This window comes from Pseudomonas fragariae (ex Marin et al. 2024) (genome assembly GCF_059621105.1).
The window spans coordinates 2639921-2664563 of the sequence record NZ_CM184369.1; the positions used below are offsets into that span (position 1 = coordinate 2639921).

A 24643-nucleotide genomic window follows, 5' to 3' on the forward strand; every position below is an offset into this window, starting at 1 on the left:
GTCGCTCTCCGTCAGTGGCTGGCCGCTGTTGCGCCCATTTCGTTGACTTGCTGAAAGGTCGAGAAGCGGTCGAGCGCGAACGGCCTGATCAACTCGGGCACCTTGCCGCCGCTGGCCACCAGTTCGGCCATGGTCTTGCCGCAGATCGGCGTGGCCTTGAAGCCCCAGGTGCCCCAGCCCGCATCCAGGTAGTAATTCCTGACCGGCGAAAGGCCCATGATCGGGCTGTAATCCGGGGTCATGTCGGTGATCCCGGCCCATTGGCGCATCAGTTTGGCGTTGGCCAGAAACGGAAACATCTCGATGGCGTGGGCCAGCAGGCTTTCCTTGAGTTCCAGCGTCGAGCGGCTGTTGAACAATGGGTAGGGATCAGAGCCACCGCCAAACACCACTTCGCCACGGCTGGTCTGCTGCACATAACAATGCAGGGCGGACGAGCTCACCAGCGGGTCGAGGAACGGCTTGAAGGGTTGCGTGACCATCGCTTGCAGCGGGAAAGTCTGGATCGGCGAACGAATCCCGGCCTTCTTCATCATCTGCGAACTCATGCCCGCCACCGCCTGCACGGCGCAACCGCACTGGATGGTGCCGCGATTGGTCTTCACCGCCTTAATGGTGCCGTTCTCGATCACCAGTTCCTGCACTTCGGTCAGTTGATGAATCTCCACACCACGCTTGGCCGCCTGCTTGGCGTAACCCCAGGCGACCGCGTCATGCCGGGCGGTGCCGCCGTCGATGTGCCACAGGCCGGCGAGCACCGGCAGATGGCCGGGGTCCAGATTGAGGCTCGGCACCAGTTCGCGGATCTGCTGGCGGTCGATCATCTCGGTGCGGCCGCCGAAATGCTTGTTGACCTCGGCGCGCTGGCGGAACGAACGGACCGTGGCATCGGTATGCGCGAGGGTCAGTTGGCCGCGCTCGGAGTACATAATGTTGAAGTCGAACTCGTTGGACAGGCCCTGAAACATCTTCACCGACTCGGTATAGAACTTCACGCCTTCGCTGGTCAGGTAATTGGAGCGGATCACCGCCGTGTTGCGCGCTGTGTTGCCGCCGCCCAGGTAACCTTTTTCCAGCACGGCAATATTAGTGATGCCGTGGTATTTCGACAGGTAGTAAGCGGTGGCCAGGCCATGCCCGCCGCCGCCGATGATCACCACGTCGTAGGAGGACTTCAGTTCCTTGGGCGCAGGCAGATCCACCTCGACCGGGTACTGCGAGCTGAGCCCGTATTTCAACAGGTTGAAAGGCATACGGCCTCCGGTTGGCTGCGTTGCGCGTGGGCCTGCTGCAGGGCAGCAGTCACGGTGTTTTTCATCAGAAAGGCGATAGTCATCGGGCCGACCCCGCCGGGGACCGGGGTGATGGCAGAGGCGACTTCGGTGGCGCTGGCGAAATCGACATCGCCCACCAGGCGGCTGCGGCCATGGTCCTCGATGCGGTTGATGCCGACGTCGATCACCACCGCGCCGCGCTTGAGCCAGCTGGCATCGATCAGGCGCGGACGGCCAACCGCCGCCACGACGATGTCGGCCAACTGGCACAAGGCCCTGGCGTCGGTACTGCGCGAATGCACCACCGTCACCGAGCAATGCGCTTGCAGCAGCAGAGCCGCCATGGGTTTGCCGACGATGTTGGAGCGACCGATCACCACCGCATGCTTGCCGCTCAGATCGCCGCAGGTTTCTTCCAGCAAGTGCAGGCAACCGCTGGGGGTGCAGGGCGTCAGTACGTTGCGCCCCTGGCTCAGGCCACCGACGTTTTCACTGTGAAAACCGTCAACGTCCTTGTCCGGGTCGATAGCCTGCAGGACGCGGTTTTCATCGATGTGAGCGGGCAAGGGCAGTTGCAGGAGAATGCCGTTTACCGTGTTGTCGGCGTTCAATTCGGCAATCAACGCCAGTAAGCGTGCCTGGCTGCTGTCGGCCGGCAGGCGGTGCTCCAGCGAGCGAATGCCGGCTTCCCCGGCGCGCAGGATCTTGTTGCGTACGTAGACCTCACTGGCCGCGTCATTACCGACCAGAATGACCGCCAGCGCCGGTTCGATGCCTTCGGCCTTCAGGGTTTCTACATCGTGTCTGACCTGTTGCAGAACGCGAGCGGCGGCGGCCTTGCCGTCGATGATGTGTGCGCTCATCGGAACACCACCGTTCGATCCGTGTTGAGAAACACGCGGTGCTCCAGGTGATATTTGACGGCCCGCGAGAGCGCGATGGTTTCGTTATTGCGTCCCGCCGCGACCAGGTCGGCCGGCAGGTAGACGTGATCGACGCGCTGCACTTCCTGCTCGATGATCGGACCTTCGTCCAGGTCGCTGGTGACGTAATGCGCGGTGGCACCGATCAGCTTCACACCGCGCTCGTAAGCCTGGTGGTAGGGCTTCGCGCCTTTGAAACCCGGCAGAAACGAGTGGTGGATATTGATCGCCCGGCCCGCCAGTTGCTGGCACAGGTCGTCGGAGAGAATCTGCATGTAGCGGGCCAGCACCACCAGCTCGGTGCCGGTTTCATCGACCACCTTCATCAGCGCGGCTTCCTGCGCAGCCTTGGTTTCCCTGGTCACGGGCAGGTAAATGAAACGAATGCCCTCGCGTTCGGCCATCGGTCGCAAATCCAGGTGATTGGAGACGATGGCGGTGATGGTCATGTCCATTTCGCCCTTGTGGTAGCGGTACAGCAGGTCGGTCAGGCAGTGATCGAACTTGCTGACCATCAGCAGCACACGCATCGGCCGGCGCGTGTCATGCAGTTCCCACTGCATGGCAAAGTCGCTGGCCACGGCATCGAAGCCGACTTTCAACTGCTGGATGTCACCCTCATGACCATCGTTGAAACGAAACACGGCGCGCATGAAAAAGGTGCCGCTGTACTCATCGTCGAACTGGGCCATTTCACCGATGTAGCAGCTGTTGCCAGCCAGGTAGGAAGTCACCGCCGCGACAATGCCGGAGGTCGCCGGGCAGCTGATCTTCAGGATGAAATGGTTCTTCTCGTGTTGCATGGCGTGTCCTCTGAAGGGTGGCGGCAGTTCGGCGCAGGGCGAAAAAGGTCAGATGCAGAGGTTTTTCGTCGACGAATAAAATTCTCTACAGGAATTTAATATTCTTGAAGGCTGTTTTATAGGCGAAAGGAAATCCAGCGTCCAGAGGTTTCTGGAAACTTTGTTTGCTAAAGGGAATATTGCGGGTTTCTAGGGGGGGCGCGCGGCGTTGCCAGATTTTACTGTGCTGGCAAGCTGCTATTCCGGCGGAGCATTGCGCCCGCTGGAAATATTCAGGGCCCGGTCGATGCGTGACGCCTATTTCATCCCGATCAGGCCCTTGGCCTGGCTACGGCTGTCGGAGTCCATATTATTGGACGACATCGCGTTATTCAGCGCGCTCGTGGCTTGGGACAACGCTGATTGCATGCTTCTGATGGTGGAGGTCAAAAGCTCTCTCTGCCGTTTCCTCTCATCTTCCGACAGGGTCTTGTCGTTCAGCAGTTCCATCAATTCCTGGTTCTTTTCAGCGATCTGATCCTGAAGCTTGCGGATGTTTTTCAAGACTTCCTTGACGTCCTCAGGCAGGCCGGACTGATCGATGTCTGCGTTCTTTTCACTTTCGAGTTTTTCCTGACCTTCATTCGAGATCTGAACCTTAACAGCTGAAGGTGTGACACTTGACACTGCGGAGCTTTCTGTCACCGAAGCTGGCGTTGAGGTCACGACCTGAATACTCATGATCGGAGTGGTGTCGAAAGGTGTGATTTTCATTGAGGTTCCGGTCCCGGAGCATTTGTGGAGTCTTGTCTAATACGCCTATCGGCCCGCAACAGCGGGGCCTTTAGCTTGATGTATCTATTTTGTACAAAATTGTATAGTCGCGCACGCATCCGATGGTCAGGCTCTTGGGGAATGGTCTGCACACCTCTACTGGACGGGGTCTTTGATTGATCCCGACTGCCTGACCAAGGCGTCGACCTTGTTTGCTATGACTTGACCGAACTCGGCCACTCATTGAAACCGCAGCTGGAAATGCTGTCCGCATGGGCAAGCAATAACAGACAGGCAATCGAGCAGGCACGCGCAAGGTTCGATCAGCAAAGTTCTCCGGCAACGTCGGCCGAAGATACTTTGCGTACCTGAATAGAAGCAATTTGCTACTGCGCGTCATCAGTCGTGATGCGCCTCACCGACAAACGTCAGCGAGGTAAACAAGCCGCGTTCGGCGATGTCGGCGTTGTCCTTGACGGGCAGCGTGACTTCGGCGGCGATGATGTTCAGCCCCTCGTTACGCACGATGACGCTGGCCAGACCCTGTGCATCGGTTTCAGCGCTGACGGCGTCCGGTGCGCTGCGGTAATCGCCGATCAGTTTGATGCCGGCGGCGGGTTTGCCGTCGATCAGTACGCGCACCGGCAGTGGTTTGCCTGCGCCGACTTTCAAGGGATCGGTCTGCGGCACGATCACGAAATTCAGCTTGTTGAACGCTGGCAGGTGCGCGCCTTCTGCGTATATCGCCACGCTGTATTTGAAGGTATGGATGGAGTCGGTGCCGTTGGGCACTTTGCTGCGGCCCTCATTGATCCATTGCTTCTCGGCGTTGCGCGTCCACATGCCGTTATCCAGCGCAATGCTCATGACCGCAGGCGGCTTGAGCGGCACCAGACGCGCGTGGTCTTCAAGACGTTGTACCGTCACCGGGATCATTTTGCCTTGCAGGTCGTAGGCCCACGCGCCGCTGACTTTCTGCGCCTTGAAGGCGTTGTCTTCGGCGCCATGGCCGTAGACCACTTCGATATTGCCGCGACGCTGTTCGGTCCATAGGCCGTGCGCATTGACGTGACTGGCGAATAAAGCGCCGAGCAGGCTCAGGGCCAGGAAAGGTTTGCTTGAAAGCATGATGCGTCCTTGTTGATGTGAGCGAGGGTCTATTGAATCGGGTGTCATGGGCGTCAGAGGCTGAGGGTCAGGCTCACCGTAACGTTGCGCGGTTCGCCAGGCGCGACCCAGTAGTTGCTGTAGGAGCGCTCGTAGTATTTTTCATCGAAAATGTTGTTCAGGTTCAAACCCACCGTGACGTTGTCGCTGGCTTTGTAATGCGCCAGCAGGTCTACGGTCTGGTAGGCCGGCAACTCGAAGTCAGCGCCCGACTGCCCCGAGCGGTCGCCGACGTAGGTGTACGCCGCGCCCACGTCCGAGCCGCGCAACGCGCCTTCCTGGAACTCATAGACGCCCAGCAGGCTGCCGCTGTGTTTGGCGACGCCAAGGATGCGACTGCCCGTGGGGATGCTCTGGTCGCCCTTGGTCACTTCGGCGTCAATGTAGGCGAAGGCACCGATGAGCCGAACGGCTTCGCTGACCTGCCCGGTAAATTGCACATCGAAGCCTTGGCTGCGAGCCTTGCCCACCGCGCGATTGGTGTCGGTGCCGGGGTCCAGGGCCAGAACGTTTTCCTTTTCGATATGAAAGGCGGCGAGGGTCGTGCTCAGGCGATCGTCGAACAGTTCGCTCTTGATTCCGACTTCGTAGCCGACGCCTTCTTCCGGGTCGAAGGTTTTGCCTGCGGCATCCAGGCCATTGTTGGGCTTGAACGAGGTGGAGGCGTTGGCGAACAGGCCGACCTGCGGTGTGAGTTGATAAAGCAACCCGGCGCGCTGAGTGAAAGCGTCCTGGCGCTGCCCGGAGGTGGCGTTGGTGGTGAAGTCATCGACCTGCTGATCGAAGTGTTCGTAGCGTGCCCCGATCATGCCGCGCAGCTTGTCGGTAAAGACAATCTGGTCCTGCAGGTTCAGCGCGCGGCTTTCGACATGCTCGTAAAAATCAGTACCGGAGCGTGCGCCAGCGGGTTTCGGCTGGCCGTAGACCGGGTTGTAGATGTCGATGGCGTAAGGGCTGCCGGCGATGGTCGTGACGCGTTCGTTCTTGCGATAGTTCTCGTACTCGGTGCCGATCAGCACCTCGTGCTCGACGCCCAGGCCATCGAAACGGCCGCGTAACTCCAACTGGGTGATGCTGTCATGCCAGTTGTTGTCGCGCTCACGGTAACGGCGATTGACCGTGTGCCCGTCGGCATTCAGCGGGCGCGCCTCGCTGGCAAAACCCGACATATCGCCCTGTTTGTAATGGCTGGCCAGACGCAGCGACCACACATCGTTGAGCTGGTGGTCCAGGGCGAACTGCATCATGTTGTTGTCATTATCGATGTCATCGTCCGGCTCACCGAGGAAGGTCGAGCGCGACACGCCACTCCACTTGTTGTTGGGGGCGACCACGCCTCGGTCGAACGTCGATGTGTGGCGCACGAACTCGGTTTCCACCAGCAGACGGGTGTCAGGGTTCAATTGCCAGCTGAAGGACGGGGCGACAAACACCCGTTTGCTCTCTACATGGTCACGAAAGCTGTTGTTGTCTTCGACGGCCAGATTGACCCGCGAAAGCAGATTGCCTTCTTCATCCAGCGGCGTGTTGACGTCCAGCGCGGTGCGATAGCGATCCCAACTGCCTGCGCTGGTCTGCAAGGTGGTAAAGGCTTCACGCTGGGGTTTTTTGCTGACGATGTTGACCGTGCCGCCCGGATCGCCACGCCCGTACAGGCTGGCGGCGGGGCCTTTGAGCACTTCGATACGTTCGATATTTGCGGCATCCGGCGTGGCTGGGTAACCGCGGTTGGCGCTGAAGCCGTCCTTGTAGAACTCGGACGTGGTGAAGCCGCGGATGCTGTACTCGTAAAGCGTCAGACCGCCGAAGTTATTCTGCTTGGATACGCCGCCGGCAAAATCCAGCGCGCGCTCGACATTGCTGCTGCCAAGGTCCTTGAGTACTGAGGCAGGTACGACGCTGATCGACTGCGGGATATCCGCGATGGCGGTGTCGGTCTTGGTGGCCGTGGCCGAGCGGGTGGCGCGATAGCCCTGGACCGGGCTGGTCGCCGTCTCGTACTGATAGTCGGAAGTGACGTTGACGCTTTCCAGTTCAATGGTCTGCGGGCTTTCCTCCGCGTAACCCGTGTTGCCAAAAACCCCGATTGCCAAGCCTGCCAGAGACACGATTCTACGAGACGACATGTGAGACTTCCTGATAGTAATAGATACAATATAACATCCCCGTTGAGAATTATTGCTGTTTGTTGAAGGGGAGATGTAACCGTCGCATCTATCAGCAGGCGTCCCGGGCTTGAGGACCAGGATTCAGGTAGTGGGAATAGGGATAACGCGTGAGGTCCATCTCTGTTGAGGAAATGGACCTTGCTCACTCACGCCAGCAACTCTGTCCCGAGTTGAAACGCCACCCACAACGCCAGTCCGGTGGCGAAGGTCAGCGCGATGTTTTCGAACCAGTTGTTGCGGTATTCCTTGCTCAACAGTGACTTCTGATTGGACATGATCAGTAGCCCCAGCGAGATGACGGGCAACCCGATGATATTCAGCGCGTTGACGCCCAGGGTCAGGGTCACGAAGTCCGGCATGCCGGGCAGCGACCAGATCAGCGGGGTGACCAGAATGAACAGCATGAACCACCGGTGCATCGGGTCGTTGTGGAACACTTTGCCGTAGCGTTCGCGGCGCTTGGGCTGGATGTGCTGGAAAGCATCGGTGATCAGCATCGGAAAGGCTGTGGTCTTGCCGGAAATACTGGCGAACAGCGTGGCGAATACGCCGATGAAGAAGATGTACCAGCCCAGCGGGCCGAAGAAGATCTCCAGCGCCTTGCCCAAGTCCGCCAGGGTGTTGACCTGAATACCGTTGGGCCGCAGGATTTCGACACCCACCACCCAGATGGCCAGGTTGATGACGATGCCGACGATCACCGCGAACAGCAGATCGTTGCGCTGGATGCGCTTGTGCTCGGGGCCGGTCCAGCCTTTTTCACGCATCACGTAAGGGTGGACGAAGTTGGCGATCGACCCGGCCACGGCGCCGATCACCGAGACCGCCACCAGCAGCGCGCCGTGTACGCCTTCATCAGGCGGAATACTGAAGCCGATGGTGCCCTTGATGATGCCGGTGACGTCGGGCCCGGACATGATCGCCAGGGTCAGAAACGCCAGGGTCATGATCGCCAGCAGCACCTTCATCACGCCTTCGATCATTGCGTAGATATTGCGGCCCACCAACAGCCACACGGCAATTACCACTGCGACGGAGCAGAGCAGTGGCTGGTCGATGTGCAGCAGCATGGCAAGTGCCTCGCCGGCGCCCTTGATCATGTAGGCGTTGATCAAATGCCCCATGAGCAATGCGTAGCCAAGCATGAACCAGGCGAACAGCGGGTGCAGTTGCGCGTAACCCTGGAGGATGGTCATGCCCTGGTTATTGCAGAGCTGGAAGCGGGCGATGATGTTGACGATCAGAAACCTGAGCAGCAGCGAAATCGCCAGTACCCACATCATGGCGTAACCATAACTGGCGCCTGCCACCGATGAGGTGATCAGATCGCCCGCGCCCAGCCAGGACAGCACGGCGATGATGCCGGGCCCCAGTAATTTTGCAAATTTCTTGAGACGAGGTTCGGCTACTGGCGTGGCCGTTTCTTTGAGAGACGGGGTAGGCGGCATGCGGTGAATCTCCGTTTTTTATTGTAATGAGATGTCAGTCACTGCCAGACAAGATAAGACGTCGTACAACATGGGTCGTTGGTAAAAATGTAACTATGTGTGAACCGGCTGTGATGCAGGCTAAGCTCGCGTCTGTCAACCCCGTTTATCTGGAGAGCCCATGACGTTTCCAATGCTCGCCGCTGCTCAATTCTGTTCTGCACGGGGAGATATCGAAAGCAATCTCTCCGGGCATCTGGCGTTCATGCAGCGGGCATCTGAGCTGGGCGCCAGTTACTTGCTGTTTCCCGAGTTGTCACTGACAGGCTACGAGCCGGAATTGGCTCTTGAGCTGGCTTTGCTTGCAGACGATGCGCGTCTGGCACCGCTCGTGGCACTGGCTAAAAAATTGCGATTGACCACCACGCTTGGCATGCCGCTCAGGGGGCCGAACGACAGCGTCTTGATTGGCGCGCTGACCTTCACCGCCGGGGGCGATGTCATCGCCTACGCCAAGCAATATCTGCATCCCGGGGAAGACGTCGTGTTCAGCGCCGGCAACCAGGACTGCTATCTGCCACTTGATCAGCACCGTATCGGTCTGTGCGTGTGTGCAGACTTCGCCCACGCCGAGCACGCGCAACGCATGGCGCAAGGCGCAGCCTGGGTGTACGCAGCCAGTGTGCTGATCTCGCCGGGAGGCTATGAATACGATGCCCGACTGCTTTCGGGGCATGCCCGCCGTCACTCGCTGCCGGTGTTGATAGCCAATCATGGCGGGCCGACCGGCGGCTGGCAGTCGGCGGGGCGCAGTGGTCTGTGGGACGAGGCAGGGCGCTGGGTTGGCGGGATGCAAGGTGAAGGAGGTGGTCTGGTAATCGCAACCCGCCAGCGCGAGGGCTGGCGGGTGAGGGCGGTTACGGTGGACTAAGGGTGGTCACGCGCCCACGGCATTGTCCGCTTTGAGCTCGGGCTCATTATGCGAGCGCGAAAGGGTCTCCGGCACGGCCAGCCACAACAGGCAGAACGCTACCGCTGCCACGCCGGCGAGGGTCAGAAATGCCGCGCTGTAACCTGCTGCATGCACGACAAAACCCGCCAGGCTGTTGCTCAGCGCTGCACCCAGTCCGAACAGCGTGGACAGCGCACCCAGACTCACGTTGAAACGCCCGCTGCCTTGGGTGAGGTCCTTGACCATCAAGGGGAACAGGGCACCGAACAGGCCCGCGCCGATGCCGTCGAGCATCTGCACCGCCACCAGCCAATAGGGATCATCGGAAAAGGTGTAGAGCACACCGCGAATCGGCAAGAACAGAAAACCGGCCAGCAACAGCGGCTTGCGCCCCCAGACATCCGCTTTCATGCCGACCAGCAGCGCGGCCGGCACCATCACCAGCTGGGCCGCGACGATGCACGCCGAGGTCAGCGGTGTGGCCATCTGCATGTTGATCTGTGAGAGCTTTTGACTCACCAGCGGCAGCATCGCCGCGTTAGCCAGATGGAACAGCGCGCAGCAAATACCGAACATCAGCAGCGGCTTGTTGCTCAACAGCGCAGAAAGGCCCGACGGTTGATGACCACTGACGTCGTGGCTGGCATCGAAACCCCGCGCCACGTCGTGATCGATGGCGTCTGCGGAAACGAAGCTGACCGCGACAATACTCGCCAGCGCCATAGCGGCCATCAGGTAGAACACCGCAATAGGTCCGAAGAGGTAGGCGAAGCCGCCAGCCAGCAGGGCTGCGCAGGCATTACCGGCGTGGTTGAACGTTTCGTTGCGCCCGGTACGGCGGGTAAACGCTTTGGGCCCGGTGATTCCCAGGGAAATGGCCGCGATGGCCGGTGCAAATACCGAGGCCGCAATGCTGCTCAACGCCTGGGTCAGGGCGACAACGGAAAAAGACGAGGTGAAGGGCAGAATCAGGCAACTCAGCGTCACCAGCAAGGCCGCCACACCGATCATGGCGCGCTTGTAGGGCGTACGGTCGATCAGCGCCCCGGCAGGTGTCTGGGTCAGCAGCCCGGCAATGCCGGCAATGGTCATCACCACGCCGATGCTGGCCGGGTCCCATTTGTGCACCGCCAGCAGATAGATCGCCAGATACGGGCCCAGGCCATCGCGGACATCGGCAAGGAAGAAATTCAGGCTATCCAGTGAAAGGGTGTTGCGGCGATCTGCATGACTGACCAAGAGTGAGATTCCTGTAATTCGTCCGACCCCAGGCAACCGAGTCACGGGTAATACTGACCCGGGCCGTTTTAAAGAAGTTTCCGCACCCAAGATGAAATTTAGGCTTCAAATGCTCTTTTTCTGCAGGCTTTTCAGTCGCTGGGTCGCGCGTTGCACGGCAGCCATTTTTTCGGGCCGTTTCATGCGCTTCCACTTGCGGATATCGTCTTTGGTACGCCCGCAGCTCACGCACAGATCGCCGCTGAGCTGGCACACGGAAATGCACGGGTTTTCGATGTCCTTGGCCATGCTCAACCTCGGCTGGCGTATTTGCGTTTGATGCGCTGCTGCCAGTTGCCCGCGTTCTCGCGCAGGCACTGCTCTTCGCAGTCGACATGCACATGCGCCGCTGCATTCGACAGGCTGACCTGGGCATCGTCAAGTGCCTCTACCGTGAGACCGATCATCCGCTCGTCCAACCCGCGCTGCAGCGCAGCGTTCTTGTCGGCCAGCGTATCGAACACCCACACCACCTGCAGGCTGGCCGGGAACGCCGCGTAATCGACTTCATGAGTCAGCCAGCAGAAACCGGGCATCTCGGCCTTGGCGGTCTCGCAGGCGTGCGTCAATGCGCTCACCAGACGCCGATCTGTCTGGGCCTGTTCGCGTTTGCTGGAGGGCATGGTGGACCTTGGGGCGTTGAAAAGGAGTGGCGCAAGATACCTTATCGCGAGTGTGTGTCGAAGCATGGGAGGCGGTATATCTGCAGGCGAAGTCTGATCGCAAACGGCCATTATTCAAGCCGCCCAGCGGTATCTTGTAGGATGACGTGCGGCCGCAAGACGCGCGCCTTTCCGACAATAAATATAATGGATGCTCATCATGGAACTCTCATCATCAGGCAGCACACCCGATCAAAGCCGCAGGGGCTTTCTCAAGCAGTCGCTGGCCGTTTCGGCAACCGTTGCCGCCATTGGCGCATTGCCGCGTCTTTCCAGCGCTCAGCCGCTGACCCAGCGTTATCCCGACCCTTTGGTCAGTGTGCTGGACGACAGCTTTACCCACATACGAATATTCAATGCCAGCGTCGAGAAACTGGCCAGCGGCATGCGCTGGGCCGAAGGGCCGGTGTGGATCGGTGACGGTCGCTACCTGCTGGTCAGCGATATTGCCAACAATCGCATCATGCGCTGGGACGAGGTGACGGGTGAGCTGTCGGTGTACCGCGAGCACTCGAACTTTTCCAATGGCATGTGTCGCGACCGTCAGGGCCGGCTGCTGGTTTGTGAGGGCTCCAGCACGACCACCGAGGGGCGGCGCGTGACGCGTACCGAGTACAACGGGCGCATCACTGTGCTGGCCGACAGATTCGAGGGCAAACCTTTCAATTCGCCCAATGACATCGCCTGCAAACGTGATGGGTCTATCTGGTTCACCGATCCCACCTTCCAGGCCGAAAGCAACTACGAAGGTCAAAAGGTCAAGCAGGAGCAACCCTTCGGCGTCTATCGCATAGACCCCGCGAACGGCAAAGTCTCCAGGGTGATCGATGATCTGGCCGGTCCGAATGGCTTGTGCTTTTCGCCGGATGAAAAAACCTTGTATGTGGTCGAGGGGCGCGCCAAACCCCACGGCCTCATCTGGGCGATAGCGGTCAACGAAGACGGCACGCTGGGCGAGCGGGGCAAGCTCATCGAAGGCCTGGACTACGCGGCGATCGACGGCATCAAGTGCGACGAGAGCGGCAATCTGTGGTGCGGCTGGGGCGGTAACGGTGATCCCAAGGCGGATATGGAGAAACTCGACGGTGTACGAGTGTTCAACCCTCAAGGCAAGGCCATCGGCCATATCAGCCTGCCCGAGCGCTGCGCCAACGTCTGCTTCGGCGGGAGAGAGGGCAATCGGCTGTTCATGGCCAGCAGCCATTCGCTTTATTCGGTGTTCGTGAACGCGCGCGGTGCCACGTTTGCCTGACAGCGCGTGATCCGATGACGGCGTATGACACGACGCGTCGTCAATCGGGTCGAACCCCTCGGACTATGCCCGGTCTGTTCCTGTAATTACTTTCAGGGATAGTTATTTATGTCGGCGCAACGCGGCCTTGTTCTACTTGCGCGAGGCGGTTATGCCGCCCGTGGGGTTGTTTATCTGATTATTGGTCTGTTCGCGGTACTGGCGGCGCAGGGCTCCTCGCAGCCGGCCGACAGCCACAGCAGTCTTGAAGCGCTGTTGAGTCAGCCTTTCGGCGGCGTTCTGGTCGGAGTGGTGATCGTCGGTCTGCTGGCGTTTGCGGCATGGCGTGTCTTGCAGGCTACCCGGGACGTTGACCATCATGGCCGCGAATTCAAAGGGCTGGTGATTCGCGGCGGTCTGTTGGTGGGCGGCTTTACTTACGGCGCACTGGCGTTCTTTGCCCTGGGCCTGCTGGTCAGTGGGCTGAAGAGCTCCGGAGGCTCATCGGGTGGTGGTCAGGCCAAGGACCTGCTGGCAGCCATTCTGTCCTGGGATCACTCCAATCTGCTGGTCTATGTGGTCGCCCTGGTGCCCCTGGGGTTGGGCATTGTGCACATCATCAAGGGCTACAAGGCGTCCTTCGAGAAGTATTTCGAGGCCGATGAAGACGTCATGAAGTACGTGCGTCCGGTATCGCGCTTCGGCTTGATCGCCCGCGGCGTGGCGTTCATCGAAATTGCCGTGCTACTGGCAGTGAGCGGTTCCAGTTATCAGGCCATGCACCCGCCGGGCATGAAAGATGCGCTCAACGGTTTGCAGGATCTGCCCGCAGGCGGCCTGGTATTGCTGATCGTGGCACTTGGGCTGATTGCGTTTTCGGTGTACAGCTTCGCCCAGGCGGCCTGGCGCAGGATCAATATGGACGTGCCTGACGCGCCGGAGGCTGTAGCGCGCCATTTCCGCTGATCCCGTATTCTGGTAGAGGACTGCGTGACGTCTCAGGTCAGGCAGTCCCTTAGTGGCGCCTGCCAGTAAAAATAATGTGATCTACGTCTCAAGTCGTCCTTGGTGCGGCCGACATTCTCTTTAGCGCTGCGATCATTTTCCGGACTGACGTTCTCCACGCGGGCCCGGATCAGATTCAGCGCAATAAAAATAAAAGAGGATAGCCATGACCATTCTTCAGCGAGTGATCGGTGGGTTTGCTGTGCTGGTGTTACTGCTGCTCGCCATGGCAGGTATCAGCTATCAAAGCACCCATTCCATAAGCGATCGGATCAGCGTCATCACAGGGCAGTCCGCACCCTTGAGCAGGGCGGCGAGCGAGCTTTACGTGCATGTGCTGCGCGCCAACCAGGCACTGCTCGGGATTCTGGTCAGCACTGATCCCAAACAGATCGATGATGGCAAGCAGCCGTTCAACGACAGCATGACCCGGTTCAATCAGTTGCTGGACAGCACGCCTGCCTACATTGGCGATCGTGCCGAACTGCGCGACAACCTGAACCAGCAACGCCAACTGAGTGCGGCTTATGCCGAGCAGGCGCAGACGCTGATTGCCAGCCATCGACAGCACGTTCTGCAGGCACTTCAGAGCCGAGTGTTGCAGGGCTACAGCAGCACTCAGGGCGCGCAACTGACCGGTTATCTTCGTGACTATATTGCCCGCGAGCGCAACGCCGGCTCCGCCGAGACGGTGGCGGCGGGGGAAAAGCTGTTACTGGACGTCGGCAAATCCTACGAAGGTCTGGCTGCCCATGCCGCCACACCGAATATTCAGACCTTGCAGCGCGTGCTCAACCTGCAGGATGAGGTGATCAGCAGCCGCACACGGGAGCTCATCGCAGTCGACCCGCGCGCTGGCCGGATTGCCAGCGTGATGGTCAACCGCTTGCTGAACGACCTGACCGGCAGCGACGGCGTTTATCAGGCCTACAGGCAGGAAGCGGCACTCGCCGAGCAGGTCGACAAACAGCGCCAGGCAGCGGAAACCCGTCTTCAAGCAACGCTGGGCAAGATTGGCGAGTTCGGCAATCAGTCACTGGCGGTGGCCAACGAGGCCAAGGCCGGGGCTGATTCGACCATCGCCACCAGCCTCAGCCTGTTGCTGATCGCCTGTCTGCTGGCCGTCATGGCGGCAGCGATCATCGGCACATGGGTCGCCTTCAGCCTGCGTCGCCCTCTGGCGGCGTTCCGCGAGGTTTTGAAGACGCTCACCAGTGGCGACATGCGGGTACGTTTCGACGTCAGCCGCCGCGATGAGTTTGGTGAGTTGGGGGGTTATCTCAATGAATTCACCCAGTCGTTGCAACAGACGTTTCGTCAGCTGATCGGGTCGGCCGATGCCCTGGCGCTGACCGCCAGCCAGAACGCGCAGATCAGTGAGCAGACTACCCGCGTGGTCGACGAGCAGAAGGATCGTCTCAACTCTGCCGCGTCAGCCATGAATGAAATGGAAAGCACGGTCGAGGAAGTCGCCCGTCGGGCTCAGGACACCCGTGGCGCGGTGGACAGCACCAGTGAGTTGACCGGGAAAGTGCAAAAGCGCGTGGCTGAAACCATCGTCAACATTCGCCAGCAGGCTGAGCAGGTCAACAAGGCGTCTGCGGTGACCGACGAGTTGCAGAAATACGGGCAGAACATCGACGGCATCGTCGACGCCATTCGCACCATTGCCGAACAGACTAACCTGCTGGCGCTCAACGCAGCCATCGAAGCGGCGCGGGCTGGTGAGCAGGGCAGGGGCTTTGCGGTGGTGGCCGATGAGGTGCGCTCGCTGGCCAGTCGCACTCAGACCTCCACCAGCGAGATCCAGGAAATGATCGGGCAGATGCAGAGCAAGATCCATTCGGCGGTAGAGGTGATGAACGAAAGCCAGATCCAGTCCGACCATTGCGTGACACTGGCCTCCGGCGCTGATCAATTGCTGGTGGAAATGGGCGAGGCGGTGGATGTGATTCGCGACATGAACATTCAGATCGCTGCGGCCACCGAACAGCAAAGCGCGACCGTGCAGGAGACCAGTCGCATGGTCACGCACATCAACGATTCCGCCCAGCAGGCCGCCGACGGTGCCGAGCAATCGGCAATCAGCAGTCAGGACCTGTCGAAAATGGCCAGGGATCAGCGCGAGCTGCTCCATCATTTCAGCGTTTAACGCCCCGGGAGTCAGAACATGAAACAGTGGTTATCGATTTCCCTGAGTGCGAGCCTGCTGTTCGCTGGCCTGGCGCAGGCGGCCACGCCGCTGATCGGTGTAGGCATGGCCAAATATAACGACAACTTCCAGACCATCCTGCGCCACGGCGTGGAAAAACAGGTAGCCCTGCTGGACGCCGACATTTTCATGGAAAACGGCCAGGACGACGTGGAGCTGCAGATGCGGCAGTTTCGCAATCTGGTGAACTCGAAAGTCGATGCCATCGTTGTCGCGATGGTGAGTGGCAAAAGTGCACCGGAAATGATGCGTCTGGCCAACGAGGCCAAGGTTCCGCTGGTATTCGTCAATCGCAATCCTGAGCCTGCCACGTGGCCTGCACTGACGGCGTTCGTCGGCTCCGACGAACTGGAATCCGGCACATTGCAGATGGAAGAGCTGGCTCGCCGTGCCAATTACAAGGGCAATGTGGTGATTCTGGTCGGCGACCCGAGCAACAAATCATCGGTCATGCGCACCGAGGACGTGGAGAAGGTGGTCGCCAAGTACCCGGACATGAAGGTTGTGCAGAAGAAAATCGGCAACTGGGAGCGCAGTCAGGCTGCGACCATCGTGATTGAATGGGTCAAACAGGGCGTTGACTTCTCCATCATCGCCGCCAACAACGACGAAATGGCCATTGGGGCAATCATGGGGCTGGAAAAAACCGGTAAAAAGGCGGGTGATTACCTGGTGGGCGGGATCGACGGCACCCCGGACGGTTTGAAGCTGATGGCCGAAGGCAAGATGGCGGTGAGCGTGTTCCAGGATGCGCTCGGGCAGGCTAACGGCGCAGTGGATGCCGCGATGCGCATGGCGCGCGGCGAAACCCTGGCGTCCCCGGTCATCTGGGTGCCGTTCAAGCTCATTACTCCGGAAAATCGTCAGCAGTTCGAGTAGTGCTCAGGTTACAAACGTGTGGCGCTGGGCGTCACACGTTTGTGTCCTTGCTGCACACTCGGGGTCGAACATGGAGCAGGGCGCGCTTACCGGCAAGTCAGACTCGAATATCCTGCGGTCCGCGGATCTGGGCTTCGATGCGTGTGCCGGTCAGGCGTTCTTCGTTGGAGAAGCCGTCGTAGCTGGACAGGTCGCCAAAGCGAATGCCGGTGAGTTGTTCGATCTGCGCGACGCTGCGTTGCCAGGTTTTGAGTGGGCCGAACATGATGTCCAGCTTACCCAGCTCGCGGGTCTGGTCGATCATGTAGGCACTGGCCGAAGGCTTGCCGTCATCACCGAGAAACGCCACGACCTTCCAGAATGCAGAAGGGATTTTGACGTTGCGGTAGCTGCGGTCGTCGTCGCGCAGCACCGGGCCGGTGAACACCGTTACCCGTGATTTCCAGCGTCGTGTGTTGTCGAGAATGTAGTCCTCGAGTTCCAGCCAGGTCTTCTGGTTGAACGCGCCCATCTGCGGCGAGCAGTTGGTGAAGTGGAAGGTGTCGCTGTTGGCAACTTCGGCTTCCTTGCCCCAGTTAGGGTCCTGACGCCGAACCAGATGGCCGCGATCCAGCAGGTTGTCGGCATACACGCTCTCGCCAATCTGCGCCTCGGCGGGCAGACGGCCGTCAAATGCCCAGGAATCCTTGCTGCGCTTGACCTCTACACTGTTGGCACCGTCAATGTTGACGCCGACATACAGCGCCAGACGCCGACTGCGCGACATGGTGATGGAAAAGTGCGTGTAATCGAGGCGATCGCCGGCGTTCTTCAAAGGATAGACGTCAGGCGCAAGCTCCTCGTCGGCAGTCGGCCAGGGCACGATAAAATCGCCGAGGAAGTTCTCTGCATAGCCGGTGCGTTTTTTCAAGTCGCTTGCTGGTGTGGTGCGTCCTGCGGCAAGCGCCTGTGGTTCGAGCAATGGGGTCGTCGACGTCAGCGGTTTGAGGTCGGCAAGGCGGGGACGGTAGGCGAGATCGATGGCGAACTTCTTGTCAGGCACAGTGCTTGCTCCTGTGGGGGATTGAATGTGTTTAGTTCACCATAGACGCGTTACAGAGTGGCGTCAGGCCGGACGTTCGACATGATCGACTGCCGATTCGGCAAATTCCGTTAAATAGGCTTAAGTATCTGGCAACGTGCGTCGATAAGCTGTTGATAAGAGCAATCCGCAGCTCGCGTTATTTCATTGACCGGAGGGCTACAGGATGTCGATAAAGCTACGTCTGTTCTTGCTGATAGGCACCAGTGTACTGACCGTCATGATCATCAGCCTGGTCAACTACCTGGGTAACACGCGCATGGAGGCGGCGATGCTCGACAGTGAAGTCAGCATGGCTGCGCTGGGCAATCACCTGGAAGCCGACATGATGCATGACGCGCTGCGTGCCGATGTGCTGTCGGCGATGCTGTTTGGTCTGGGCAGGAGCAACAGCACGCGTGACGAAGTGCAGACATCCCTGAAAGAGCATGCCGCACTGTTTCGCAAGGTCGTGAGCGATAACCTGCAACTGCCGCTCACCGATGCCATCAAGGCGGAGCTGAGCAGGATAAAGCCAAGCCTCGACGCTTATATCAGCGCAGGCGAGCGGATTGTCGGGCTGGCCATCGACAGCCCGGACCGTGCGCAGCAAGATCTGGGTACGTTCTCCAGCGCCTTCACGCAACTGGAGGGGCAGATGTCGACCTTGAGTGACCTGATCGAGGACAACTCCAAAGCCAGCGGCGAACGCACCCGTCAGACCACCCGCAGTGCCAATCTCACCTTGGCGGTCGTGCTTTCGATCAGTATTTTGCTGCTGCTGGTCCAGGGGCATTGGGTGACGCGCAGCATCATGATCCCGCTTGCGTCCGCCAGTCGTATTGCCGACAGCATTGCTCATGGCAACCTCAGCGAACCCATTGCCGAGTCCCGTGGCCGTGACGAAGCCAGCATGCTGATTCGCAGCCTGGCGATCATGCAGCGTGACCTGCGCAGCATGATCGAAGTGGTGCGCAGCAATGCCAATGACGTCAGCGGCATGAGCCGTCAGCTCAGCAGTGGTTGCCATGAGGTGGCCGACAGCAGCCGGCAACAGAGTTCGGCAGCCGGCACCATGTCGGCGGCGACCAGCGAGATGACCGCAAGTATCGAAGAAATCACCCGGCATGCCGGGCAGGCACTGGAAATGGCCAGTCAGGCCGAATCCCTGGCCAAGAACGGCGGTCGGGTGATTCATCAGGTGGTCAGTGACATGGACAGCATTGCCCGTTCGGCACAGCAGTCGGCTCAGGTGATCCGCACGCTGGACAAGGACTCGGAAGGCATCTTCAATATTATTCAGGTGATCAAGGGGATTGCCGACCAGACCAACCTGCTGGCGCTCAACGCGGCCATCGAGGCTGCCCGTGCTGGCGAGCAGGGCCGTGGTTTTGCCGTGGTGGCCGACGAGGTGCGCAGCCTGGCCGGACGCACCAGTGCGTCTACCCAGGAAATCACCGCTATGGTTGCGCGCATTCAGCAGAGCACCCGCGAAGCGGTTACCAGCATGGAAGCCGGTGTCGCTCAGGTCGACAAGGGCATGGCGGTCACCGCCGAAGTGGAACGTGCGATCAGCGACATCCTGGATGCTACGTTGAGCACCACGCAGTTGGTCAACGACATCACCCGTACCATTGGCGAGCAAAGTCTGGCCAGTAATGAAATCGCCCATCAGGTAGAAATGATTGCCAGCATGTCCGAGGGCAATAGCCGGGTCATCGGCCAGACCGCCAGTACCACCGACGAACTGTCGGTAATGGCCGGACAGCTTTCACAATCGGTCGATCGCTTTCAGCTGTGATATCAAATTGCCCAGGTCTGCAGTACTCTGCGGCGCTAAAAGCGCCGTGAACTGCGTGGCTGAAGTTTTTCCGCCTGCGCTGAAGGCGAACGCATTAAAGCTTTGGTAGCGACAGACGTTAACCATCGCACCGGAATCACCCTTGTACCCAGGAGCAGCAAAATGCAGACGTTAAAGGCTTTGTACGAGTCAGTTGAAAAGCAGTTTTTCAACACGCTGACCAAGAAGCTATCAAGCCTTTTCCTGCTGGTCCTGGTCAGCGCCTTGCTGTATTGGGTGGCGCTGAATATTCGTTCCGACATCATGCTGCAATTGCGCGGCACACAAACGGACCCGGCCGCGCTGGGCGTGATCCAGAGTCAGCTGGATCTGCTGAGCAATGCGATTTTGCTGAGCACGCTGTTCACGCTGGTCATGGTCAGCTTCATGGTCTGGTATTTCCGCCACCTGATCGTGCGCCCGGTGATGTCCATGACCCGCGCGCTCGAAGATGTCGCCAGCGGTGAAGGTGATCTGTCGAGGGATCTGCCGTTGCTCACTCACGATGAAATTCGCGGGCTGGCCAGTACCTGCAATCTCTTTCTGGCCAAACAGCGCGAGATCATCAGCAGCATTCAGGGGCTGACGGTACAGATTGCCGTCGAGTCGGCGCGTTCGCTGAAGAACATCAGTGATTCCAGCGACAGCGCGACCGATCAGGCCCGCTTCGCCAGAGAAGTGATGGACCAGAGCAACATGGCAGTGGGCAGCATCGAGGATGTCTCGCAGCAGACTCAGGGCATTTCCAGCACCACCGCGCAGAACCTGAGCATGGCGCGCGACTCTTACGCCGAATTGCTGGAAGTGACCGGAAACATCAGCCAGATATCCAGCAGCCTGAATGAGTTCGGCGGGTTGGTCTCCGGCTTGAATGAGCGTTCATCAAGCATCAAGTCGATTGTCGGGCTTATTCAGCAGATCTCTTCGCAAACCAACCTGCTGGCGCTCAATGCGGCCATCGAAGCGGCGCGGGCGGGGGAGAGTGGTCGAGGTTTCGCGGTGGTGGCCGACGAAGTACGCACGCTGGCGCAAAACGTCAGCAAAGCCACTGACGACATCTCGCGCAACATCGACGCCATGCTTCAGGAAGTCAGCTCCACACACGAACAGACCATTCAGATCAGCCAAAGCGCCCGCGAAACCCAGCTGGTGGTGGAGCGTGCGTCCGGCCATTTCGAAAGCATGATCGGCGATTTCGAGTCGACCAACGACAAGCTCGCCGACATCGCGGCGCACATTCAGCAGTTTGCCTCTACAAACACGGGGATCAATGAACGGGTAACGCGGATTTATTCCGATAGCCAGGCCATCGACCAGCGCATGCAGCACTCCGCGACGGCCACCCGGGATCTGTCCAGTGTGGCCGAGCAGGTGCAGGCGTTGCTGGGGCGATTTGTGCTTGGGCATGGCGAACTGGATGCGGCGATTACTCGCGCCAGTCAGTGCCGTGACATTCTGCAAGTCCGTCTGGCCGAGCTGCACAAGCAGGGTGTCAATCTGTTCGATCAGAGTTACAAGCTGATTCCGGGCACAGACCCCAAACAATACACGACCGGTTACACCGAGCGTTTTGCGCAAATCTGCCAGGAAGAATGCGACAAGCTGACCAAGGGCACACGCGGCGGCAAGGTCACCTTCATTGTCGACAGCAAAGGCTATTGCCCGGTCAATAACAGCTGGGTATCGCAAAAACCTACCGGCAATCGCGAAGTCGACCTGCCGGTGTGCCGCAACAAACGCATGTTCTCCGACCCGATCGGCCTGCGTGCTGCAGGCAACAAGCAGCGTTTTCTGTTGCAGACTTACTTGCGCGATACCGGCGAGATCATGACCGAAATCGATGTGCCGTTCTTTTTCGAGGGGCGCCACTGGGGCAACTTGCGGATGGGCTTCGATGCCGCGCTGCTGCTGGGGAAATAAGCGGGGGCGCGACGTGCGCGCCCGATGCTCGATGCCGACCCACAGTAATATCGCCTAACCCGTTTCATGTACCCATGGCAGAACGCATGCAGGCTGGCCTGATCCGAAACGACTGAACGTTTGTGCCAATAAAAGCTCCATTTTCAAGCGGCGCTGATTTCCAGAACGCCACCGGAGGTGTGACTTTGAACATTCAAGACCTGACCAAGCATGTAAAGGATCAAACGGTTCGTGAACTCGATCTGATCTCCATGGAAGGCGGTTCCTACGTGCTCCACGCGAAGATCGACGGCAAGTCCGTGCCGGTGGAGGACTCGAGTGGAAAAACCCTGCACGTTGCCTCGGTGGAAGAAGCGCGCAAGGTGCTGTCTTCGGTGTCTGACGTGAAGCTGTTCATGACCCAGGCCGTGGCGCATGACGAGATGGTCGGTCTGGATGACGTTCGGGCACAGGCTTCGCGGCACGAGATACCCTTGCGCTCCAGCCTGTAACTGCCGATCAGGCGTTGTTGCGCCTGACCGCAATGCACTTGATCTCCAGAAGCAGCCCTGGATGTGCCAGCTCAGCCACGCCGATGCAGGTCCAGGCGCACTGGCCACGCGGGAAGATGCGGTTTTTCACCTCGCGAAACACCGCCATGTGTTCGCTCATGGCGACGTGATAAGTGGTCATGTCGACGATATCGTCGAAGGTGCAGCCGCCCTCGGCGAGTACCGTGCGCAGATTCTCCCAGCAGGCGATGAATTGCGCCTCGGGGTTGAGAATGACCTCCATATCCCGTGTACGTCCCACCTGGCCCGCGCAGTACAGGGTATCGCCAACCCTGACCGCAGGCGCATAGCCTGCACGGTCCATGATCGACTGCATGGTGGGCGGGATGATGAGCTCTCGGTCTGACATGTTGTAACACCTGTTCGTAACGCTTGAATGTGCAATGGCTGGTCTGGCTATCGCTGTTGCGGCCTACGCCTTGGCGGCCGGTCTGACAGCACGCCGCGGCTTTTTCGCCGCAGTGTCCGTTGTGGCGGTCTTGGCGACGCGCGTTGTGGTCTTGCGTTTTTTCTTCCAGGGCGGTTTAACGCCTGCCGGGCTGGCCGGTCCGCTGATGCTCATACGCATGCCGACGCAACGGCTCACCTGTTTGCTCATCCACGCCGCCTGTTTGGCGACGAACTCTTCAAGGCTCATTTCGCCGCTCTGGACCATGTCCAGCGCCTGTTCCCAGATGGCGGTGGTGCCCGGATCGGCGATGGCACGGGGCACGGCGTCGATCAGGCTGAAGGCTGCCGGAGCTGCGCACAGCGACTTGCCCTGCTTGGTCAGGTAGCCACGGTCCAGCAGGCCTTGAATGATCCCGGCGCGGGTGGCTTCGGTGCCGATGCCGGTGGTGTCCTTGAGCTTCTGTTTGAGCAGCGGGTCTTCCACCAGTTTGGCGACGTTCTTCATCGCCTTGATCAGGTCTCCCTCGGTGAACGGCTTGGGCGGCTGGGTCCAGAGGTCCTTGAGGATGACCTCGGCGACTGCACACTCGCAGCCCTGAAACAATGCCGGCAACGGCTGCGGGGCAGGCGCTTCGCGACCCTTGGCCGGGGCCAGCGCTTCGGGCATTGCACGCTTCCAGCCCGGCTCGACAATCTGCTTGCCCACCGCACGCAGCGCGTGGCCTGCACAGTCGAAATCGGCCTGGGTGCGGTCGTATTCATGGTTGGGCAGAAACTGAGCCAGATAACGCGCCCTGATCAGGGTGTACACCGCTCGCGGTTTACCGCTCAGACGTTCTACGCCGCGTACAGCTGCGGTGGGAATGATGCCGTGGTGGGCCGTCACTTTGCTGTCATTCCAGGCCCGTGACCGACGTTGTGGGTCGAGGTGCGGCGACAGGTTTGCCAGCGCAGGGTCGGCCTTGCACAGCGCCGCGATGATGCCTGCGGCTTCACCGTGCTGACTGTTCGGCAGGTATCCGCAATCGCTGCGCGGGTAGGTGATGACCTTGTGGGTTTCATACAGGGACTGGGCGATGTCCAGGGTTTCCTGCGCGCCGAGCCCAAGCTTTTTCGAGCAGATTTCCTGCAGGGTGCCCAGGTCGAACGGCAAGGGCGCCGCTTCGCGAATGCGCTCGGTGCGCAGCTTGACCAGCCGTGCGCTGGCTGCGGCGCGCATCGCTTGCGCAGCCTGTTGCGCCAGCGCCTGATTCAGGCAGCGGTCCTGATCGTCGCAGGCATCCGAGGGTGCGCGCCACTGGGCAATGAACGCCTGATTGTCATGCAGCAGCCTGACGTCGATAGCCCAATAGGGCGCCGGGACAAAGTTGGCGATACTGCGATCACGGTCCACCACCAGTCGCAGGGTCGGGGTTTGTACCCGGCCGACCGGAAGGACGCCCTGATAACCGGATTGCCGACCCAGCAGGGTGAACAGGCGGCTCATGTTCATGCCGATCAGCCAGTCGGCACGTGATCGGCCCAGTGCCGAGTGATACAGGCTGAACGTATCGGCACCGGGCTTGAGCGCCGCCAGTGCCTTGCGGATCGAGGCGTCATCCAGTGCCGACAGCCACAAACGCTGAATCGGCCCGCGATAGCGACAGTGCTCGATCAGTTCGCGGGCGATCATTTCACCCTCACGGTCGGCGTCGGTGGCAATCACCAGCTCCGTCGCTTCACCCAGCAGCCGCTTGACTGCCTTGAACTGGCTGGCGGTTCTGGGCTTGACCAGCATCTTCCATTTTTCCGGCACGATGGGCAGGTCTTCCAGTACCCAGCGTTTGTAACGTGCATCGTAGGCATCGGGCGGGGCGGTTTCCAGCAGGTGGCCGATGCACCAGGTTACCGTCGCATTGGCACCCACCCAGCAGCCGTCGCCACGCCGGGTTGCGCCGAGCGCAGCCGCAATATCTTTGGCCTGGGAGGGTTTTTCGCAGAGAAACAGCCGCATGACTACCGTCGTCGATTACCGGTGCAAGGGCTGCAAGGATGAACGTTGAATGCGTAGCGGGCAAGTTTTATCTGTATGGATATACAGATAAACGCACTGTGCGGCCGCTGCAATCGACCGCTTGACGCCATGCCCGCTTGCGCGGTTCAGCCTCT

21 protein-coding genes and 1 pseudogene are annotated in these 24643 nt (G+C 59.7%); 9 read left to right on the top strand and 13 right to left on the bottom strand.

Annotation, left to right across the window (positions count from 1 at the left end; genetic code table 11):
- Positions 1–11: 11 nt before the first annotated feature.
- From AC54XV_RS11770 to AC54XV_RS11800, 7 genes are all read right to left on the bottom strand, one after another.
- Positions 12–1253, bottom strand: a complete 1242-nt coding sequence (locus AC54XV_RS11770) for an FAD-dependent oxidoreductase (RefSeq protein WP_057457805.1) — start codon at positions 1251–1253, stop codon at positions 12–14.
- Positions 1235–2137 (bottom strand): bifunctional methylenetetrahydrofolate dehydrogenase/methenyltetrahydrofolate cyclohydrolase FolD, encoded by a 903-nt coding sequence (gene folD / locus AC54XV_RS11775; protein WP_058822644.1) that lies wholly within the window; start codon positions 2135–2137, stop codon positions 1235–1237. The genes AC54XV_RS11770 and folD overlap by 19 nt, the downstream gene beginning before the upstream one ends.
- The gene (gene purU / locus AC54XV_RS11780; RefSeq protein WP_058822643.1) at positions 2134–3000 is read right to left on the bottom strand and encodes a formyltetrahydrofolate deformylase; all 867 of its coding nucleotides are present in this window, start codon (positions 2998–3000) and stop codon (positions 2134–2136) included. The genes folD and purU overlap by 4 nt, the downstream gene beginning before the upstream one ends.
- Before the next feature lie 297 nt (positions 3001–3297).
- The gene (locus tag AC54XV_RS11785; protein WP_024652292.1) at positions 3298–3753 is read right to left on the bottom strand and encodes a hypothetical protein; all 456 of its coding nucleotides are present in this window, start codon (positions 3751–3753) and stop codon (positions 3298–3300) included.
- A gap of 399 nt (positions 3754–4152) precedes the next feature.
- A complete protein-coding gene (locus tag AC54XV_RS11790; protein WP_024652293.1) occupies positions 4153–4881 on the bottom strand; it encodes a DUF4198 domain-containing protein in 729 nt (242 codons plus the stop codon).
- A gap of 53 nt (positions 4882–4934) precedes the next feature.
- Positions 4935–7046, bottom strand: coding sequence for a TonB-dependent siderophore receptor (locus AC54XV_RS11795; RefSeq protein WP_496718719.1), 2112 nt, complete (start codon positions 7044–7046; stop codon positions 4935–4937).
- Between the two features lie 188 nt (positions 7047–7234).
- The gene (locus AC54XV_RS11800) at positions 7235–8536 is read right to left on the bottom strand and encodes an Nramp family divalent metal transporter (protein WP_058399476.1); all 1302 of its coding nucleotides are present in this window, start codon (positions 8534–8536) and stop codon (positions 7235–7237) included.
- A gap of 160 nt (positions 8537–8696) precedes the next feature.
- Here AC54XV_RS11800 and AC54XV_RS11805 point away from each other — a divergent pair, with 160 nt between their 5' ends.
- A complete protein-coding gene (locus AC54XV_RS11805; RefSeq protein WP_060405974.1) occupies positions 8697–9446 on the top strand; it encodes a carbon-nitrogen hydrolase family protein in 750 nt (249 codons plus the stop codon).
- 6 nt (positions 9447–9452) lie between these two features.
- Here the strand turns inward: AC54XV_RS11805 and AC54XV_RS11810 are convergent, their stop codons facing one another.
- The 3 genes from AC54XV_RS11810 to AC54XV_RS11820 form a co-directional block, all read right to left on the bottom strand.
- Positions 9453–10706: an MFS transporter gene (locus AC54XV_RS11810; protein WP_032653840.1), complete on the bottom strand. Its 1254-nt coding sequence runs from the start codon at positions 10704–10706 to the stop codon at positions 9453–9455.
- A 105-nt stretch (positions 10707–10811) separates the two neighbouring features.
- Positions 10812–10994: a DUF1289 domain-containing protein gene (locus tag AC54XV_RS11815; RefSeq protein WP_003315517.1), complete on the bottom strand. Its 183-nt coding sequence runs from the start codon at positions 10992–10994 to the stop codon at positions 10812–10814.
- Between the two features lie 2 nt (positions 10995–10996).
- On the bottom strand, positions 10997–11368 hold the full coding sequence (locus AC54XV_RS11820; protein WP_011267529.1) for a hypothetical protein: 372 nt from the start codon (positions 11366–11368) through the stop codon (positions 10997–10999).
- Positions 11369–11558: 190 nt separating this feature from the next.
- On the opposite strand from AC54XV_RS11820, the gene AC54XV_RS11825 reads away from it, so the two are divergent.
- The 4 genes from AC54XV_RS11825 (at position 11559) to AC54XV_RS11840 (ending at position 16734) form a co-directional block, all read left to right on the top strand.
- Positions 11559–12659, top strand: coding sequence for an SMP-30/gluconolactonase/LRE family protein (locus AC54XV_RS11825; protein WP_011267530.1), 1101 nt, complete (start codon positions 11559–11561; stop codon positions 12657–12659).
- A 108-nt stretch (positions 12660–12767) separates the two neighbouring features.
- Complete coding sequence (locus AC54XV_RS11830) at positions 12768–13604, top strand: DUF1206 domain-containing protein (protein WP_024647903.1); 837 nt, start codon at positions 12768–12770, stop codon at positions 13602–13604.
- Between the two features lie 205 nt (positions 13605–13809).
- Positions 13810–15795, top strand: coding sequence for a methyl-accepting chemotaxis protein (locus AC54XV_RS11835; protein ID WP_053275516.1), 1986 nt, complete (start codon positions 13810–13812; stop codon positions 15793–15795).
- Between the two features lie 18 nt (positions 15796–15813).
- A complete protein-coding gene (locus AC54XV_RS11840) occupies positions 15814–16734 on the top strand; it encodes a substrate-binding domain-containing protein (protein ID WP_003407888.1) in 921 nt (306 codons plus the stop codon).
- A 97-nt stretch (positions 16735–16831) separates the two neighbouring features.
- Here the strand turns inward: AC54XV_RS11840 and AC54XV_RS11845 are convergent, their stop codons facing one another.
- Positions 16832–17776, bottom strand: a complete 945-nt coding sequence (locus tag AC54XV_RS11845; RefSeq protein WP_003407890.1) for a DNA/RNA non-specific endonuclease — start codon at positions 17774–17776, stop codon at positions 16832–16834.
- 205 nt (positions 17777–17981) lie between these two features.
- On the opposite strand from AC54XV_RS11845, the pseudogene AC54XV_RS11850 reads away from it, so the two are divergent.
- From AC54XV_RS11850 to AC54XV_RS11865, 4 genes and pseudogenes are all read left to right on the top strand, one after another.
- Positions 17982–18737 (top strand): annotated as a pseudogene (locus AC54XV_RS11850) (MCP four helix bundle domain-containing protein); the annotation flags it as partial.
- A 132-nt stretch (positions 18738–18869) separates the two neighbouring features.
- Positions 18870–19595 carry a methyl-accepting chemotaxis protein gene (locus tag AC54XV_RS11855; RefSeq protein ID WP_371834301.1) on the top strand — a complete coding sequence of 242 codons (726 nt, stop codon included), beginning with the start codon at positions 18870–18872 and terminating at the stop codon, positions 19593–19595.
- A gap of 162 nt (positions 19596–19757) precedes the next feature.
- A complete protein-coding gene (locus AC54XV_RS11860; RefSeq protein ID WP_058399479.1) occupies positions 19758–21554 on the top strand; it encodes a methyl-accepting chemotaxis protein in 1797 nt (598 codons plus the stop codon).
- A 179-nt stretch (positions 21555–21733) separates the two neighbouring features.
- Complete coding sequence (locus AC54XV_RS11865) at positions 21734–22045, top strand: DUF6482 family protein (RefSeq protein ID WP_024638445.1); 312 nt, start codon at positions 21734–21736, stop codon at positions 22043–22045.
- Positions 22046–22052: 7 nt separating this feature from the next.
- On the opposite strand, the gene AC54XV_RS11870 is transcribed toward AC54XV_RS11865, so the two are convergent.
- Together AC54XV_RS11870 and AC54XV_RS11875 are read right to left on the bottom strand one after the other, a co-directional pair.
- On the bottom strand, positions 22053–22454 hold the full coding sequence (locus AC54XV_RS11870; RefSeq protein ID WP_011267535.1) for a RidA family protein: 402 nt from the start codon (positions 22452–22454) through the stop codon (positions 22053–22055).
- A 63-nt stretch (positions 22455–22517) separates the two neighbouring features.
- Complete coding sequence (locus AC54XV_RS11875; RefSeq protein ID WP_011267536.1) at positions 22518–24488, bottom strand: DNA topoisomerase III; 1971 nt, start codon at positions 24486–24488, stop codon at positions 22518–22520.
- Positions 24489–24643 lie beyond the last annotated feature (155 nt).